The 15,470-nt window shown below is 62.0% G+C and carries 17 protein-coding genes; 11 read left to right on the top strand and 6 right to left on the bottom strand.

Features of this window, described 5'->3' with window-relative positions:
• Nucleotide 1: 1 nt before the first annotated feature.
• The 3 genes from J2W94_RS07225 to J2W94_RS07215 form a co-directional block, all read right to left on the bottom strand.
• Nucleotides 2–613, bottom strand: coding sequence for a DUF1579 family protein (locus J2W94_RS07225; RefSeq protein ID WP_310091677.1), 612 nt, complete (start codon nucleotides 611–613; stop codon nucleotides 2–4).
• 141 nt (nucleotides 614–754) lie between these two features.
• Entirely contained in the window at nucleotides 755–1,582 is an 828-nt protein-coding gene (locus tag J2W94_RS07220) for a helix-turn-helix domain-containing protein (protein ID WP_310091674.1), read from the bottom strand.
• Nucleotides 1,583–1,798: 216 nt separating this feature from the next.
• The gene (locus tag J2W94_RS07215) at nucleotides 1,799–2,605 is read right to left on the bottom strand and encodes an arginase family protein (protein ID WP_310091671.1); all 807 of its coding nucleotides are present in this window, start codon (nucleotides 2,603–2,605) and stop codon (nucleotides 1,799–1,801) included.
• Between the two features lie 232 nt (nucleotides 2,606–2,837).
• Between J2W94_RS07215 and J2W94_RS07210 the strand changes: the two genes are divergently transcribed.
• The 5 genes from J2W94_RS07210 (at nucleotide 2,838) to J2W94_RS07190 (ending at nucleotide 6,615) form a co-directional block, all read left to right on the top strand.
• Complete coding sequence (locus tag J2W94_RS07210) at nucleotides 2,838–3,272, top strand: hypothetical protein (protein WP_310091668.1); 435 nt, start codon at nucleotides 2,838–2,840, stop codon at nucleotides 3,270–3,272.
• 97 nt (nucleotides 3,273–3,369) lie between these two features.
• Complete coding sequence (locus tag J2W94_RS07205) at nucleotides 3,370–4,008, top strand: glutathione S-transferase family protein (protein WP_310091665.1); 639 nt, start codon at nucleotides 3,370–3,372, stop codon at nucleotides 4,006–4,008.
• A gap of 39 nt (nucleotides 4,009–4,047) precedes the next feature.
• Nucleotides 4,048–4,620, top strand: a complete 573-nt coding sequence (locus J2W94_RS07200; RefSeq protein WP_310091662.1) for a DUF2569 family protein — start codon at nucleotides 4,048–4,050, stop codon at nucleotides 4,618–4,620.
• Nucleotides 4,621–4,839: 219 nt separating this feature from the next.
• On the top strand, nucleotides 4,840–5,175 hold the full coding sequence (locus tag J2W94_RS07195; RefSeq protein ID WP_310091659.1) for a YegP family protein: 336 nt from the start codon (nucleotides 4,840–4,842) through the stop codon (nucleotides 5,173–5,175).
• 165 nt (nucleotides 5,176–5,340) lie between these two features.
• On the top strand, nucleotides 5,341–6,615 hold the full coding sequence (locus J2W94_RS07190) for an aminopeptidase (protein ID WP_310091655.1): 1,275 nt from the start codon (nucleotides 5,341–5,343) through the stop codon (nucleotides 6,613–6,615).
• A gap of 87 nt (nucleotides 6,616–6,702) precedes the next feature.
• Here J2W94_RS07190 and J2W94_RS07185 read toward each other — a convergent pair whose 3' ends face one another.
• Complete coding sequence (locus tag J2W94_RS07185; RefSeq protein WP_310091653.1) at nucleotides 6,703–7,605, bottom strand: dienelactone hydrolase family protein; 903 nt, start codon at nucleotides 7,603–7,605, stop codon at nucleotides 6,703–6,705.
• A 203-nt stretch (nucleotides 7,606–7,808) separates the two neighbouring features.
• Here J2W94_RS07185 and J2W94_RS07180 point away from each other — a divergent pair, with 203 nt between their 5' ends.
• Nucleotides 7,809–9,554 carry a putative bifunctional diguanylate cyclase/phosphodiesterase gene (locus tag J2W94_RS07180; RefSeq protein WP_310091651.1) on the top strand — a complete coding sequence of 582 codons (1,746 nt, stop codon included), beginning with the start codon at nucleotides 7,809–7,811 and terminating at the stop codon, nucleotides 9,552–9,554.
• 194 nt (nucleotides 9,555–9,748) lie between these two features.
• On the opposite strand, the gene J2W94_RS07175 is transcribed toward J2W94_RS07180, so the two are convergent.
• Complete coding sequence (locus J2W94_RS07175; RefSeq protein WP_310091648.1) at nucleotides 9,749–10,252, bottom strand: EF-hand domain-containing protein; 504 nt, start codon at nucleotides 10,250–10,252, stop codon at nucleotides 9,749–9,751.
• Nucleotides 10,253–10,419: 167 nt separating this feature from the next.
• Here J2W94_RS07175 and J2W94_RS07170 point away from each other — a divergent pair, with 167 nt between their 5' ends.
• From J2W94_RS07170 to J2W94_RS07160, 3 genes are all read left to right on the top strand, one after another.
• Nucleotides 10,420–10,992 (top strand): hypothetical protein, encoded by a 573-nt coding sequence (locus tag J2W94_RS07170; protein ID WP_310091644.1) that lies wholly within the window; start codon nucleotides 10,420–10,422, stop codon nucleotides 10,990–10,992.
• A gap of 231 nt (nucleotides 10,993–11,223) precedes the next feature.
• Nucleotides 11,224–12,372 (top strand): PAS domain-containing sensor histidine kinase, encoded by a 1,149-nt coding sequence (locus J2W94_RS07165; RefSeq protein ID WP_310091642.1) that lies wholly within the window; start codon nucleotides 11,224–11,226, stop codon nucleotides 12,370–12,372.
• A 2-nt stretch (nucleotides 12,373–12,374) separates the two neighbouring features.
• Complete coding sequence (locus J2W94_RS07160; RefSeq protein WP_310091640.1) at nucleotides 12,375–12,731, top strand: response regulator; 357 nt, start codon at nucleotides 12,375–12,377, stop codon at nucleotides 12,729–12,731.
• Between the two features lie 251 nt (nucleotides 12,732–12,982).
• Here the strand turns inward: J2W94_RS07160 and J2W94_RS07155 are convergent, their stop codons facing one another.
• A complete protein-coding gene (locus J2W94_RS07155) occupies nucleotides 12,983–13,381 on the bottom strand; it encodes a hypothetical protein (RefSeq protein ID WP_310091638.1) in 399 nt (132 codons plus the stop codon).
• A 15-nt stretch (nucleotides 13,382–13,396) separates the two neighbouring features.
• Between J2W94_RS07155 and J2W94_RS07150 the strand changes: the two genes are divergently transcribed.
• Nucleotides 13,397–13,570 carry a hypothetical protein gene (locus J2W94_RS07150; protein WP_310091636.1) on the top strand — a complete coding sequence of 58 codons (174 nt, stop codon included), beginning with the start codon at nucleotides 13,397–13,399 and terminating at the stop codon, nucleotides 13,568–13,570.
• 269 nt (nucleotides 13,571–13,839) lie between these two features.
• Nucleotides 13,840–15,333 (top strand): xylulokinase, encoded by a 1,494-nt coding sequence (gene xylB / locus J2W94_RS07145; protein WP_310091634.1) that lies wholly within the window; start codon nucleotides 13,840–13,842, stop codon nucleotides 15,331–15,333.
• Nucleotides 15,334–15,470: the final 137 nt, after the last annotated feature.

Here is a 15,470-nt window from a genome sequence, read left to right as displayed (position 1 = left end):
TCTAATCCTGTCTGGTGTATTCGAGACGAACGGCCAAAGCTTCGTTACCGCCATGGCGTTCGTAGAAGTCGTAGGTGAAGTGATTGGCATCGAGGACCTTTAACACCGCGCGCAATGGAACTGTCTTGCTGGCAGCGGGGCCCGGCAGTGTCCCTATGAACGTATAGGTGTGCGAAGCGGAGTCGTAGTCGCCATACGCGACGATCAAGCCGGTGAAGTTGATGTCCATCCAGCTGCTGTAGTACCGGCCAATCATATTGTCGTAGCCTATATAGCCAAGTGCTTCGAACGCCTTGTCTGGCGAGTCGATCCGGAGATCCTGGCGTAGGTGGCGTCCCCCGAGCACCATCGCATAGGTCGCCCTCCCGGTATCGATTTTGGGGGTAGGATCACCGGCGATCCACAAAGACTGCGTGACTTTCCAAGTGCCGGCCAGTTCAGCAAGTCGCTGATGCTGCAAGCCGACAATCCCGGCCTTCTCGAACGCCACGGTACTTTCATCGGCCGTCGTGGTCGTCGCCTTCGTTGGGGTGGTAGTTGCGGCTTGCGCTTGCCAGGTGGTCAGGGTGAGAAGCAGCGCAATCAGCGACGTCGATTTTGTACGGGTACGCATGGTGGGTGGCCTTAGGCTAAGGAAAGGCCGAGCATGAGTGGGCGTCTGCGGCCAATCAATAACGTCCGAGGTCATCGAAAGAACCCTTCGCGGACTAACCCAGCCTACGCATAACGACACACCCCATCATGACGATTCGAGTCAAGGCGGTGCGCTCGCCAATCGAGCGCAGACGGCGGCCGTATGATCGTCCGCCGGAAATGCGCATTCGATCCGTAACTCATCCAGCGTGAGATCGCGCGGCATGGAGAAAGTCGTAATAGTCTCGAAGAACCGGAGTTCACCTTCGTCACTGTGGAAGGCGAGCGTAAGAACGGGAGCAGGCCCATTGGTCAGATCCCGCCGCCGCCAATGCTCCGGCACGTCGGGATACTGGAACAATTCGGACACCAGATTACGGAGAACCATGTCGGTCGGCGAGGCGGCCAGTTGTTCCTGGGCGTGACGGATGAATTTTTCTGCAACTTCAGCCCAATTGATAATGACGGAGCGAAAGTCTTCCGGATCGAAGACTTGGTGAAGCAGGTTTGTGTGTCGGCTGTTTCGGTCGTTCATCAGAAGGCGGTTGACTCGCGTCGCCGCCTGGTTGGCCTTAAGCACGTTCCAGTGCCGATCGAGGACGAATGCTGGATATGGCTCCTGATGCGCAATGATCAGATCGATAGCCTGTCGCATCCGTTCCAGTGCCGGGGTTGAAAGCGCATTTTCCGTGAACTCCGGAGCATAGCCACCCGCGATCATGAGTGCGTTGCGCTCACGAAGCGGCATCTCCAAGGCATTCGCCAATTGGGAGATGACCTCGCGACTCGGTTGCGCCTTGCCTGTCTCTACGTAGCTAAGGTGCCGAGCGGACATCCCCGCTTCCACGGCAAGGGCAAGCTGACTCATACGCCGTGCGGTGCGCCACTCACGCAACAAAGCACCGAGTGGTACATACGGCAACGCACCCGCATCCGCTTGGAAGGTCATAGTTGCGTTTTCATCGTGCTGCTGAAGGAATCCGGCCGCTGCCGGCAGAATACGATAACTCTATGGTTGTCCTGGCTGGGCGATCGTCAAGTAATTGTTGCATGGTCGTTCCGGGTGGTGAGTTCTGGGATCAGAAGCGAACAAGGATTGGAGTAAGTTTCCCGCGAAAGCACTCCGATCCCCATGTCCTCTCTGCTCAGCCCTTTGGTCCGCACTTTATGGATTGATAACCGCTTCGCAGAGCCTCGCAATCACCTTGCTGCCTTCGCGGGCCTCCTCTTCATCGGAAGGGGCGAATTCGGTCACGGTGAGGCCGACCACATCGGCTTCGCGCGCGATACGGCCGAGCAAGGCGATCGCATCTTCGATTCCGAGGCCGCCTTCGGGATAGGCGACGTAAGGAAATTCGTGCGGATCGAGTACATCCAGGTCGAAATGGATATGAACCGGCCCATCGAGGGGCGTCTCGGAATCCAGCACCTTCAGATCCAGTTCGCGTTGCAGCGCCCAGTCGCCGTCGTCGCCGATCCTGATGCCGAAATAGCGGAAACGGGCCGGATCGATCGATGCGCCCAGGAAGGGTCGCATCGGCTCGGGTGCGCGCCCCAGGATCGCGCTCACCGGCATGCCGTGAAAGTTGCCGCTGGGGGAAGTCGCGGGCGTGTTGGCGTCGAGATGGGCGTCGATCCAGATCACACGCAGGCCTGGATGTATTCCGTTTAGATAATCGATCACTGCCACATCCACGGCGCAATCGCCGCCGGCGGTCAGCACGCGCTTGGCGCCGGAGCGCGCGAGAATCTCCTGAGCGCTGCGGAACTGCGCGAAGACCGCTTCCCAGCGCCGGACGCCGTGCGCACTCTCCGCATTGCCGTCGCTCAACGGCACCAGCGACTGCGGCGCGTACTGTCCGCACACCGCTGCCGCCGCTGCTGCACCGCGCGGAAGGTTCTGGTGCCGGCCCGAACCTTGCCATTGCGGGAAGGCCAGGTTGAGGTCGAACGGACCCTGGGAAGATTGCATTTGTTTCGCGCTCCATTTCCTATGGTTATTTTTCGATGATGCCATAGCGCTTGGCCATGGGCTGACATCGGTCAGCTCGCTACTGGGCGAAGGCGATCGCCCATGATCAAGACAGTGATCCAGGAAGCTAGAGGTTACATGCGCTGGGAAAGAGACCGGAGTTCCAAGCCAATATTCTTTCTGACCGCTTTGCCTGGCACGTATGAGTCCGTCCTGCCGTTATCATTCCAGCATGGATGCCGACGACAATCCCTATCAGGCCCCAATTGCCGAGCTTCCGAAGGAAACGCGGCCCGTAGCACCGACGGTCATCAAATTAACGGTGGGCCTGTATGTCGCCACCTATCTACTTGCCCTGATCAGCGCGCTTATTCAAGGGTTGGACGCACCTCTGCTGTCCATTCCCGCATGGGTGCTTATTGGCGTGTTCACCGCTGGCATCAGCTTGGCGCTGCTGCGCGGCAAGCAGTGGGCGCGCATGTGGGTGGTGCTGTTGACCTTTATACCCGTCATCTCGCTGGCGGCATTTACGCCATGGACCGCAGGCCTCATCGATGGAGGTTTGGCGATGGCCCGTATTGTCACGCGCATCGCCGTGGGCTGCATGATGTTCCTGCCCCCGATACGAGCGTGGTTCGCACCGGTGGTGTGGCGGCGGAATCCATAAGCAGGACCGACTAAAAGCGGCGGACGCGTTCCGAGAACAGCATCTGAGTACGTTTTCCTTCGCACCCTTGACCGATATTTCAAAGGACCGGTACCCAATGAAACTGCTCTTCAGCCGCAATCCCAATCCACGCCTTGCGGTGGCGGTGGCGCGCCACCTGGACGCGAAGGTCGAGTTCGAGTTCGCCGCGCCGCTGGCGCCGGGCCAGAGCGAGCGGTATCGCCCGCTTAACCCGAATTTGCTGTTGCCCATATTGCTGGGCGCGGGGAAAAGCCTCTGGGAGACCGACGCCATCGCCTGCCGGCTGTCGCGCGAGGCGCGTTCTGATTTCTGGCGCACGGGCGACGACGAACCCGAGATGATGCAATGGCTCAGCTGGGGCAAGGAAAACTTCGCAAGAGCCTGCGACATGGTGCATTTCGAACGCGGCACAAAGCAGCGGTACCAGCTGGGCCCGGTGGATCGGCAGCGGGTCGAGGACGGGTTGAGGCGCTTCGGCACGGCGGCCGCAATTCTCGATGCCGAGCTTTCCGGGCGTGAATGGCTGGTCGGGGATTCGGTGTCCTATGCCGACTTCCGGATGGCGGCGTTCCTGCCCTTCAACGATGTCGCGCGGCTGCCGCTGAACGACTTCCCGTCCGTCGAGCGCTGGTATCGCCAACTCGAAGAGATCGACGCGTGGCGCGATCCCTTCAGGGGGCTGGAGGCGCCTGCGTTGCCGCCGGTACCGGGCTGATAACGGAGTCGGGTCGAGCTCCCCATTCCCCAACGGCGCTTGGCTTTAACCCAGACCGCGCGCGCATCGGGCACACTAGACAGGTGGGGAAGCCGGGGGGCTGAAGTGGACGAAGAAGTAAATGAGTTGGACGGCTTGTGGGGATGGCTGCTGCTCTTCACCGGATTTGTGATCTGGAAGATCGTCAGGGTCGGCTTGCTGATCTCTTCCACCTTTCTGCCCCTATTCCGCGACGGCACCTGGGAAGCGCTCACTCGTCCCGACTCGCCCGTCTACGATCCCATGTGGCAACGCGTTCTCCTCTTCGATCTGGCGGGGAATATCGCCATCGGGGCAATGGCCATGATCACTCTGGCATTGCTGGTCGTCCGTTCCTCGTATGCGCCGAAGTCCGCCATCGGCCTGCTGATGGGCAGCTTCGTCATCGTGGCGGTCAACTACCTCCTCGCAGGGCAAGTCCCTTCGGTCGCGGATCGAGGAACCGACTATGAGAACCTCGCGCTATTGATCCGCTCAGGCATCGCGATGCTGGTCTGGGTGCCGTACTTTTTGATTTCCAGACGCGTCAAAGCGACCTTCGCCAATCGGCCTTTCACCGAATCATCCTCGTAACCGAGCAGGAGCGCGCCCGATTCGACAGCAGGATCGTTTCCCTGGGGTGTGAACTATTTACGTTGCGCCGCCTAGCTCCGAGTGCTCCCATGAACCCGGGGCACGGCAGGGACGGAGGCAGCCAATCGGCTTGACTGCCTCCGTTCCCTTTTATTTCTACCTTTGTGTCCGCGGATTGGCGGAAAACGCTCCAATACGCCGACCTTGAGAGGTTAGGTGATGGCAAGCAGATACTTATTGACCGGGCCAAGTGGCGGCCAGTATCACTTTGTGCTGAAGGCTGGAAACGGGGAGACGATCCTTACCAGCGAGCGTTACACGACCAAAGCCGCAGCCAACAACGGCATCCAGTCGGTCAAGACAAACTCATCCATCGACGCACGTTACGTCCGCAAGAATGCGACTAACGGCAAGCCCATGTTCAACCTCAAGGCCGCCAACGGCGAAATCATCGGCAGCAGCGAGACGTATTCCTCCGATGCGGCGCGCGAGGGTGGAATCACCTCGGTAAAGGTCAACGGCCCGAGCGCGCCCATCGACGATCAGACCGCGTAGATTCGTAGCCGGCGCAGCCCGCAAGCGAACCGCGCCCGGGCTACGTTGCTCACTCCGGTGCGTGCCGCATGGCCAGGCGCCTGCCGATGAACGGTGTCCGCTCGCCCGAATGCACAGCGTTGGTCCGTGAGCATCTGCCCGTCCGGGCAAGCCAGGAACTCTGCCATGAAACGCAAGCTCATCGCAGCAGCCCTTGCGGCTGCCACCTCCGTAGTACTCGTGTCCTGCCAGCGTTCGACGCCGGAAGACGCCACCAGCGCCGCGCCCGCATCGACGCCCGCACCTGCCCCCGCAACGGCGCCCGCCAGCGAAACGCCCAAGCCTGCGCCCACCGATCTGGAACAACTCGCGCAACGCCTGGTCACCCAGAGTGCGGCGGTGAAGGAAGGCGAGATCGTCTATATCACCGGCCGCACCCAAGACGCAGAGCTGCTGGAAAACATTGCCGTCAATGTGCGCAAGTTGGGTGCGCGACCGATCATCGAGTACGGCAGCGATCGCCTGTCCAAGCGTCTGTTCTTCGACGTGCCGGAACAGTACGACGCGCAGCCGGATGAGATTGGCCTGGAACTGGCCAAAGTTGTCGATGCGACCATCAGCCTCGACAACAACATGACCCAGAACCTGTTCGAGGGCGCCGATCCCAAGCGCACGGCGACGCGCGGCAAGGCCAACGAACCGGTGGTGCAGGCGTTCCTGAAGAACAACATCCGCACCATCGAAGTCGGCAATGACCTGTATCCGACGCCATGGCGCGCCGAACGCTACGGCATGACCCTGGACGCCCTATCCAACACTTTCTGGAACGGCGTCAACCTCGACTACAGCGAACTGCAGACGCGCGGCGCACAGATCAAGGCGGCGCTCGCCGGCGGCAACGAAGTGCATATCACCAATCCGAACGGCACCGACCTGAAAGTCCGGGTGCAAGGAAGGCCGGTGCTGGTCAGCGACGGCATCGTCTCCGCCGACGACATCAAGCAGGGCGGCGCAGCCGTGTCGGTATTCCTGCCGGCAGGCGAGGTCTACACCACACCGGTGCCCGGCACCGCCGAGGGCAAGGTGGTGCAAACGCGCACCTTCTTCCGCGGCAAGCAGGTCGACAATCTGACCCTGACTTTCGTCGGCGGCAAGGCGACATCGATGGCCGGCTCGGGGCCGGGCTATGCCGACCTCAAGGCGCAGTACGACGCGGTCGACGATGCGCGCAAGGATCTGTTCGGTTTCGTCGACCTCGGCATCAACCCGAATGTGACGCTGCCGGCGAACAGCACGGTCGGTACCTGGGTGCCCGCCGGCGCGGTGACCGTGGGTACCGGCGTCAATACGTGGGCCGGTGGCGACAACTCGGTGCCGTATGGCCTGACCCTGTTCCTGCCGGGCAGCACGGTGATGCTGGATGGCAAGGCGATAGTCGAGAACGGTGTATTGAAGCTCTGAAGCTGCAAAGCCCGGTAAGCGAAAAGCGTCCGGGCGTGTTGCGCGGCGACTCCACGACCCCGGGGTGCGGCATTTAGCCCTCCCCGGTTACTGGTTGCGCAGCGTGCGGTTGAACAAGGCGACCGTCTGTTTCCACGCCTCCGCTGCGGCGGCTTTGTCGTAGCGCGGCGTGGTGTCGTTATTGAAGCCGTGCTGCGTGCCCGCCGGCTGCAGCAGCGTGTAGCGCACGCCGGCCGTCTTCAAGGCCTGTTCGTACGCCGGCCAGCCGGCGTTGACGCGCTCGTCGTCGGCGGCCAGCACCACCAGCAGTTCGCCCTCGATGTCGGCAACGTCCTCGGTCGCCGGCGCGCCGCCGTAGAACGGAGCCGCTGCGATAACCTGCGGCATGCGCGTGGCGAGGAAGTTGGCGATGGCGCCGCCGTAGCAGAATCCCACTACACCCAATTTGCCGTTGCCGTCTTCCACGCCGAGCAGGAATTCGGCCGCGGCAAGGAAATCCTCGCGGCTCTTCGGCTGCTCCAGCTTCGCGAACAGCGCGCGCGCCGCGTCCTCGTCGCCGGGATAGCCGCCGAGCGGAAACAACGCATCGGGCGCGAAGGCGATGAAACCTTCCAGCGCCAGGCGCCGCGCGATGTCCTCGATGTGCGGATTGAGGCCGCGGTTCTCGTGCACTACCAGCACCACGGGCGAGGGTCCGTCGGCCGCGGCTGGCTTCACCAGATAACCCCGGCCGTTGCCATAGCCTTGGGGCGAGGGGAATTCCACGTAGCGCGCCGACAGCCGCCTGTCGTCCGATGCGACCTGCTGCGCGGCCGCGAACTGCGGAGTCAGTGCGGCCAGCAATCCGGCGGCACCCGCGCTGCCAGCGGCAAAACGCGCGGCGCCCTGCAGGAAACCGCGGCGGTCGATATCGCCATGCACGTACTGATCGAACAGGCGCATGACGGCAGGGTCGAAATCATCGGCGGTGGAACGAGGAAGATTGGCCATCGCGGGCTCCTGATCGGGGTGGAAACGCGGCAAGGACAGGACGCTACACGTTACCTATGAATATGCAAAGACGACGCGAATGCCCGCTTCTAGCGTCCGGCGGTCGCAGGATCCGACCGTTCACCCCCTGAAACGCACGGATAGGCGTATACAGGTTCTAGACAGTGCTCGGCATCGCGCAGAGCAGCCCCTGAGGGGGGCCAATGCACATCGCAACGATCCACAGCGAAGCTGCCCATGCAGTCAGCGAAGCGAGATACCGGGCGATAGTACAGTCGGCTCTCGATGCGATCATCGTTATCGATGGTCTTGGGCATATCAGGGAATTCAATCCAGCCGCCGAGCATATGTTCCACTGGGCGCGCGAGCAGGTCGTCGGACTGGATATCGCAGACGTCGTCATTCCGCCCGATCTGCGGGAGGGTCATCGCCAAGGCTTGATGCGGCACATCACGACCGGGGTAACCACCTTGCTGGACCGGAGACTGGAGCTCGTCGCCATCCGCGCAGGGGGAGAGAGATTTCCGATCGAACTGACGGTGACGCGAAGCGATATCGAAGCCAGCCCTTGTTTCACCGCCTTTATTCGCGATCTGAGCGAGCAGCAGCGGTTGACGGCGGCGGTGGCCGATCATGCCAGGCGCGACATCGTGACGGGATTGGATCGTTATGTCGTGCTTGAGCCGCGCCTGATCGGGATGCTGGCAGGCGGCAATACGTTCGTTGCCGTGATGCTGATCGATCTGGACCGTTTCTTCGGGATCAATGAATCCATCGGGCATGCGCTGGGAGACGAGGTGCTGAGAACCGTCGGCGTTCGGCTTCAGACCCTTTCCAGCGAGCAGGTCGCCGTTTGTCATTTTGCCAGCGACGAATTCGTCGTTATCCAGCAGGGCGGCGACGCGACCTCGGCCATGCTGCTCGCCGAGAGCATTCGGACCCTGCTGTCCATCCCGTTCGGAACCGACGACTACCGGGTGCTGTTGACCGCCACGATCGGCATGAGTTGCGCGCCCGCGCACGGGAACGTAGCGCTGGACCTGCTGCGCCGCGCCCAGGCGGCTGCGGAGAGGGGCAAGGGTCTGGGTCGCGACTGCGTCTGTCCTTTCCTTACCGCGGACATGCATGACATCGAGGAGCGCCTCACCAAGGGCGCGCAGCTGCGGGGTGCGGTGCAGGCAGGGGAGCTGGCGCTCCACTTCCAACCGAAGTTCGCGACTTCCGATCTGCGGCTCACCGGTTTCGAAGCCCTGCTGCGATGGCACAGCGCCTCGCTCGGTGAGGTTTCGCCTGCGCGCTTCATTCCTATCGCCGAGGCGTTGGGGTTGATGTCTGAAATCGGCAATTGGGTGGTACGCGAGGCCTGCCGCCAGGCGCGCGTTTGGCTGGATGCCGGCCATCGCGGCTTCACCATCGCGGTAAACGTATCGCCGCAGCAGTTGCGGCGGCCGGGCCTGGCCCGAGCGATGGGCGATGCGCTGCGCGAGTTCGGGGTGCCGGGCGAGATGATCGAAATCGAACTCACGGAAAGTTCGGTAATGGAGAGCCTGACGCGGGTCCAAGAGGAGCTCGCCATGCTCAAGTCATTGGGCACCACGCTGACGCTGGACGACTTCGGCACCGGCTATTCGAGCCTGGCTTATCTCAAACAGCTGGATCTGGATAAATTGAAGATCGATCAGACTTTCGTGCACGGACTGCCGCAAAGCGTGCTCGACGCGTCTATATCGCGGGCCATTGTCGGGATCGGGCACGAACTTGGATTACGGGTGGTAGCCGAAGGGGTGGAGACGACGGCCCAGGCCGAGTTCCTCAACACCATAGGGTGCGATGAACTACAAGGTTATTTGCTGGGCGAGCCGGCATCGGCCGGCTTGGTCGAGATGCATTTCGATGCCATCGATCCCGAGCGGCTGGCTCGGCTGCTACGCGCTGCCGCGCCGGCATAGCTTCCGCGGCTTCGTTACGTGCACCGAACTTGCGGAATCTAGTCTTTACGCGCCTTCCCTGGCCAGCATTTCGGACAGGGACCGGAGCCGCGGTACTTGTGCCCGCGGCTGCAGGTCTTCCATCCGTTATTGGCGCTTTTCGCCTTGTCTTTACCGACGGTCATGAGAGGAAAACCGAATGTCGGCAGTCGCCGTCAATGTTTGGTCATCATCGTCTTGTGACCGGCCTCGTTCTCGGCCTGGCTCAACGAGCCGTTCTTATCGGTGTCCATCTTCTCGAACATCGCCCGCGAGCCGGCGCTGTGCTCGTCGGCGGAAAGCTTGCCGTCGCCGTTGCTGTCGATCACTTTGATCTTCTCCACGGACGACATTTCGCCCTCTCTCTTCTTTTTGCCCATCGCCGCATGCGCAGCATCCATTTCGGCGGCGGTGACGCTGCCGTCCTTGTTGGCGTCCATCTTCTCGAACATCGCCTTCGCGCCGGCTTCGTGTTCGGCGGCGGACACCGTGCCGTCGCCATCGGCGTCCATCTTCCTGTTTCCGCCATCGCCGGCGAACGCCACCGGCGCCACCAGCGTCATGCTGGCCACGAACAAAAGCGAGAGTGTGGATTTCTTCATCTTCGTCTCCTCTCCAGAGGCGCCGGCACTGCAGTCCGGCGTGCGGCGCGAGGGTGCGCGCGTGAGGGTTTCGGGCATGTGAATTCCGCGAGAAACGCACATAAAGCGAGGGTCGGAGAACCGTAGATCACCATCGCCATAGGTCACCACACCGAAAGACATGCGCATAGGCGATCCGAACCCTGTAGCTTTTCTGAAAGCCGGTGAGGGAGAGGCAGATGAGGCCAGGCGATAGGGGAAACGACATGAATATGCGGCGACTCTCGTCGATACGCGTCTGGCTCACCATGGCGGTGACGCTTGCTGAATCGGCGCATCTGGCCTGGGAGCATTTCAACGGAGGCGTGGTAAGCCATCACCTTCTGAACCGGGCCGACTTGCCTGCGATTTCCAATGCATGGGGCTTGCTTCTGCTTCCGGCGCTCACCTGGTTCCTCAGCGGGCTGGCGCTGACGCGGGCGTCTGTGTCGTCGGCTGGGAAGGAAGCCGTACCAAGGGCGGGGGCGAGTGTCGTTGCCGGTTTCGCGGGTGCGCTGCTACTTGGCGTCCTGCTATCGGTCTGCTTCACCCACGGCTATGAAACGGCGGCGTCCTCTCTGTTCTTGGGCATGTTCGTACTCGCCTTGCTGCTGCGCGTGTATCGGGCGGAATGCGTGCTCGGGTTCGTCCTGGGCATGACCTTCACCTTCGGTGCCGTGCTGCCCACGCTCGTCGGCTCGATCATCGCGGGGATATCGGCCGCTGTGCACCTGGGTGTCAGGCCCGTACTCGTGCGGCTCCTGCGTGGGTCCAAGCACCGGGAATCGCCGAGATCGTAGGCGGAGTGGGCTTCCTCGCGAACGCGGGTTGCCCCTGTTTAGATCGATATCGCCCGATTGCGTCCCGCCGGACCCTGACGTGGCCGTAACGCCCGCCTCTGCTAGCGTAAGACGCGCGAGGGGCTTCTTCGCCTAGATTTCGCATGGGGTGCGCCAAAATTGCCGAAAGCATGTTCGCGTGCGTGCTTTTCCCTCATGCAATGACCTTCCGTTCCCCAAACTGGCGTCGCTATGCTCGCTTTCGATAAAGACGCAACCGAAGTCGATCTGCGCTACGAAGTGCGCCAGCTATCGTTGTTGATCCAAAGCGTTACCGACTATGCGATCTACATGCTCGATCAGCAGGGGTATGTGCGAAGCTGGAATTCCGGCGGGGAGCGCATCAAGGGTTACAGCCAGGACGAAATCATCGGGCAGCATTTCTCCAAGTTCTATCTTCCGGAAGATGTCGAAAAGGGAATGCCGGAGTTGGGCCTCGAGGCGGCGCGCACGCACGGGAAATACGAAGCGGAAGGGTGGCGGCTCCGGAAAGACGGGACGCGGTTCAGGGCCAGCATCGTCATCGATCCGATCTGGCATGACGGGCAGTTGATCGGTTATGCGAAGGTAACGCGGGACGTCACCGAACGCTTCGAAGCGAACAACCGATTGATCGAAGCGCAAAAGGCGCTGGTCCAATCGCAAAAAATCGAAGCCATCGGCAAGCTGACTTTCGGCTTGGCGCACGATTTCAACAATCTGTTGACCGTCGTCATCAATAGCCTGGACATGATCGCTGTTCGCCCCGGGGCCGATGCCCGCACCAAAGAGCTGGTGGATACGGCCATGCGCGCGGCCGATAGAGGGGCGTTGTTGACCCGGCAGCTGTTGAGTTTCGCCCGCGGCCAGAATCTGGTCGCCGAACGGCACGACCTCAATGAGCTTCTGGCCCGGTCGATGGAGCTTTATCGGCGCACGTGCGGGCCGGCGGTCGAATTCAGGGTCGATCTCGCGCCGAACCTGCCGCCGGTGTTCATCGACGCTGCGCAGTTCGAGGCCAGCATGATGAACTTGGTGGCCAACAGTCGCGATGCCATGCCCCGTGGCGGAACCGTCACCGTGTCCACTTGTCTGGTGCATCGTGCGGAGAGTGATTCGGAAGACCGATCGCAGGATTTCGTTTGCGTTCGCGTCGGCGACAACGGCAGCGGAATGTCGCCCGAGGTCGCCGAACGCGCCACAGAGCCCTTCTTCACTACCAAAGACGTCGGCAAGGGCAGTGGCTTGGGCCTGAGCCAGGTGTTCGGTTTTGCGGCGCAATCGGGCGGCTTCGCGTCGATTGAAAGCCAGGAACAGGTAGGCACCGTCATTCAACTCTGCGTTCCCACTGCCAAGGACTGACAATGGCCTCGATCCTGTTCATCGAAGACGAAGAAGATCTGCGCGGACTGATAGCGGACAGCCTTAGCGATGAGGGGCATCACGTGGTGGTCGCGGCGGAAGGAACCGAAGCGATCCGGCTGTTGGCGAGCGGCAGCTACGATGTGGTGATCAGCGATGTCAGCATGCCCGGTGAAGTATCGGGACTCGACCTTGCCGAGCTCATCGAGGCGCGTTATCCGCAAACCCGGATGGTTTTGGTATCGGGACACGCGCGCGCGCAGCTGCCGTCGATCCCCGCTGGTATCCAATTCCTGCCCAAGCCCTATCGCCTGTCGCAGCTCCTCGCCTTGCTTCCCGACCCGTGCAAGGCGGGCTGACGGATCCTTCCGCGCTGATGCATGCGGTCCCCGCGAGAGCGGGCCGAAACCTGCCGAGGCGATCTTCTGCTATGTTTCCGCCGCGAATCACGGGGGCGCGAGATGCACGACGGGAGCAGGGACGAAGATCAAGACGCAGCTGGTCGTGTGCGTCTGCGCACGATGGAGGGGAAGGGCCGGCGTGGACAGTACGAATGGTTGTTGTTGGTTCCCCTGCTGGCGTTGGCTTACGGGTTCTATACCCAGTTCGATCAGGTGCGCGCCATGCTCGCGCCCGATGCCGTCGCGGTAGCAGAGACGCCGCCTGACGCTGCGCCCATAGCTCCAGTGCCCCTGGCTTCGGTTCCCACGCCCGTCGCCCCCACGTCTGCCGCGAAGATCCCGCAAGCGCCTGCGGTGTCGGCGGAACCTCCCCCCGTCGCTCCCGCGCCCAGCGCTGTCGTTCCCGCGCCGCCGCCCTTGCCGGTTTTGTTCGCGACACCCGCCGAACCGGTGCGCGCACGGACCATGGGCAAGGCAGGATTGGTGGAGGCGTTGCGCAGTGGCGAATTGCGTCCGGCGACCGCCAGCGACTTCAATCGATGGAAGACCAGCCATGCGCGCAATGGGGCGGCGATCCCGGGCGTTCCTTCGACGAGAACTCGACGCATATGGAGGCTTATGTCGTGCGTAAGGACTTCGAGATTCCGGCCGGCCTGACTGGCGCGCACGCGGTGGTGTTTCTGGTGGAACCGCTCGTGCCTTTCCCACGTGGCGACGCCGGGCATTCGCCGATCCTGGACGTGGAAAGCGGCGCCTGCATCGGCGCGATCTGCCGCATGCTGATGTCGGAAGAGTAGGGTTCCAGCCTAATCAGCCAGCAAGAGGGCGGGAAGACGCATGGCTCCCCAAGCCGAGCACTCGTGAATTCACCTGACCAATCTAATTAAGTCTCTGTTTTAAAAAAGATTCCGCGCTGCAGCAGGCTTTTTTTCGAGGCTCTGGTTAAAGTGCGATCTCCCCAGGTCCGGATCCACAAGCAAGTGCGCGCACTCATTTTCCCAGGTCGCCATTTTTTTTGCCGCAAAAATGGTAGCGCTAACTTTTTTACCGATAGAGCGATTTCGCCGTGACTCTCGTTGCCGGAATCGACGCCGGGACCCAGAGCGTAAAGGTGGTGGTTTACGACCCTGAGGCCAGACGGATAGTAGCGGCGGCCAGCGCGCCGCTGGAGCTCATTGCCGGCGAAGACGGCAGCCGCGAACAGCATCCCCAGGCTTGGGTGGATGCCATCAGAGTGTGCTTCGCAGGCATAAATCCCGGCATTCGCCGCAATGTCGCCGCGCTGGCCGTGTCCGGGCAGCAGCATGGTTTCGTGCCGCTGGACAACGACGGAGAAGTCCTTGCAACCGCAAAGCTCTGGTGCGACACCAGCAGCAGCGCCGAGTGCAACGAGATCATGGATGCCGTGGGTGGCGCGCAGCGCTGCATCGAGATCGCGGGCAATCCCATCCTGGCCGGTTACACGGCGTCGAAACTGCCTTGGACACGCAAGCATCGGCCGCAGGTGTACGAGGAGCTGGCGACGATCCTGCTGCCGCACGATTATCTCAACTTCTACCTCACCGGCGAGCGCTTCACCGAATTCGGCGATGCCTCGGGCACCGGTTGGCTCGATGTGCGCACACGGCAATGGTCGAAAGAAATGCTGGCCGCCATCGATTCCGATCGCGATCTTTCGTCGTGCTTGCCGCCGCTGGTCGAACTGGGCGCCACCTTCGCGATCCTGCCTGCGATCGCCGACGCGCTCGGACTGCCGCACGCGATTCGCGTCGCGGTCGGCGGCGGCGACAACATGATGGCGGCCATCGGTACCGGCTGCGTGGTGCCGGGTCGTCTGTCGATGAGCCTGGGCACTTCCGGAACGCTGTTCGCCTACTCCGACACGCCCGTGATCGACCCAGCGGGCTCATGGGCCGCGTTCTGCTCGTCGACTGGCGGCTGGTTGCCGCTGATCTGCACCATGAATTGCACCGGCGCCACGGAAACCATCGCGCGCACGTTGGGCGTCAAGACCAGCGAAGGCGATCCGTTGATCGACTCGACTCCGCCGGGTGCCGGCGGCCTGACTTTGCTGCCGTTCTTCAGCGGCGAACGCACGCCCGATTTGCCGAATGCGCGCGGTTCGCTCCACGGCATGGATACGCAGAACTCGACGCCGGCGTCGCTCTATCGCGCAGCGATGGAAGGGGCGAGCTTCACTCTGAGATACGGGTACGACGCTTTCCTCACCGCCGGCATGGCGTTCGACCGCATCGTGCTGACCGGCGGCGGCGCAAACAGCAAAGCTTGGCGTCAAATGATCGCCGACGTGTTCGATCTGCCGGTGGAAGTGCCGCAGGAGACGGAAGGCGCTGCGTTCGGCGCGGCATTGCAAGCGTTGTGGTCGCTGCGAAACGCGGAAGGCGATACGGCGTCGCTGCCCGAATTGGTCGACCTGCATGTGTCCAGCGATCGAGGTTTGGCTTGCGTGCCGGATCCGAGCCGTGTGCCCGCCTACCAGCAAGCCTACCGGCGCTTTCTCGACCACCTCGCCGCAGTGCGGTCGGCCCACGCCGCATAACGACCTCCTCCACTCTCCCTAGGGAAAACGACAGGAACACCCTCATGAACAAGTCCCCATTCATCGGCAGCAAAGAATATTTCCCCGGTATCGGCCGGATTCCCTTCGAAGGCAAAGGCTCGGACAATCCGCTGGCC

Source organism: Pseudoxanthomonas sacheonensis (genome assembly GCF_031455975.1).
GTDB lineage: Bacteria > Pseudomonadota > Gammaproteobacteria > Xanthomonadales > Xanthomonadaceae > Pseudoxanthomonas_A > Pseudoxanthomonas_A sacheonensis_A.
The sequence above is the reverse complement of the archived record's forward strand: the minus strand, read 5'-3'. Positions and strand labels throughout refer to the sequence as shown.

Coding starts and splice junctions, on each gene's coding strand:
- J2W94_RS07225 (WP_310091677.1), bottom strand. CDS start 613: ATGCGTACCCGTACAAAATCGACGTCGCTGATTGCGCTGCTTCTCACC.
- J2W94_RS07220 (WP_310091674.1), bottom strand. CDS start 1,582: ATGACCTTCCAAGCGGATGCGGGTGCGTTGCCGTATGTACCACTCGGT.
- J2W94_RS07215 (WP_310091671.1), bottom strand. CDS start 2,605: ATGCAATCTTCCCAGGGTCCGTTCGACCTCAACCTGGCCTTCCCGCAA.
- J2W94_RS07210 (WP_310091668.1), top strand. CDS start 2,838: ATGGATGCCGACGACAATCCCTATCAGGCCCCAATTGCCGAGCTTCCG.
- J2W94_RS07205 (WP_310091665.1), top strand. CDS start 3,370: ATGAAACTGCTCTTCAGCCGCAATCCCAATCCACGCCTTGCGGTGGCG.
- J2W94_RS07195 (WP_310091659.1), top strand. CDS start 4,840: ATGGCAAGCAGATACTTATTGACCGGGCCAAGTGGCGGCCAGTATCAC.
- J2W94_RS07190 (WP_310091655.1), top strand. CDS start 5,341: ATGAAACGCAAGCTCATCGCAGCAGCCCTTGCGGCTGCCACCTCCGTA.
- J2W94_RS07185 (WP_310091653.1), bottom strand. CDS start 7,605: ATGGCCAATCTTCCTCGTTCCACCGCCGATGATTTCGACCCTGCCGTC.
- J2W94_RS07180 (WP_310091651.1), top strand. CDS start 7,809: ATGCACATCGCAACGATCCACAGCGAAGCTGCCCATGCAGTCAGCGAA.
- J2W94_RS07175 (WP_310091648.1), bottom strand. CDS start 10,252: ATGCCCGAAACCCTCACGCGCGCACCCTCGCGCCGCACGCCGGACTGC.
- J2W94_RS07170 (WP_310091644.1), top strand. CDS start 10,420: ATGAATATGCGGCGACTCTCGTCGATACGCGTCTGGCTCACCATGGCG.
- J2W94_RS07165 (WP_310091642.1), top strand. CDS start 11,224: ATGCTCGCTTTCGATAAAGACGCAACCGAAGTCGATCTGCGCTACGAA.
- J2W94_RS07160 (WP_310091640.1), top strand. CDS start 12,375: ATGGCCTCGATCCTGTTCATCGAAGACGAAGAAGATCTGCGCGGACTG.
- J2W94_RS07155 (WP_310091638.1), bottom strand. CDS start 13,381: ATGCGTCGAGTTCTCGTCGAAGGAACGCCCGGGATCGCCGCCCCATTG.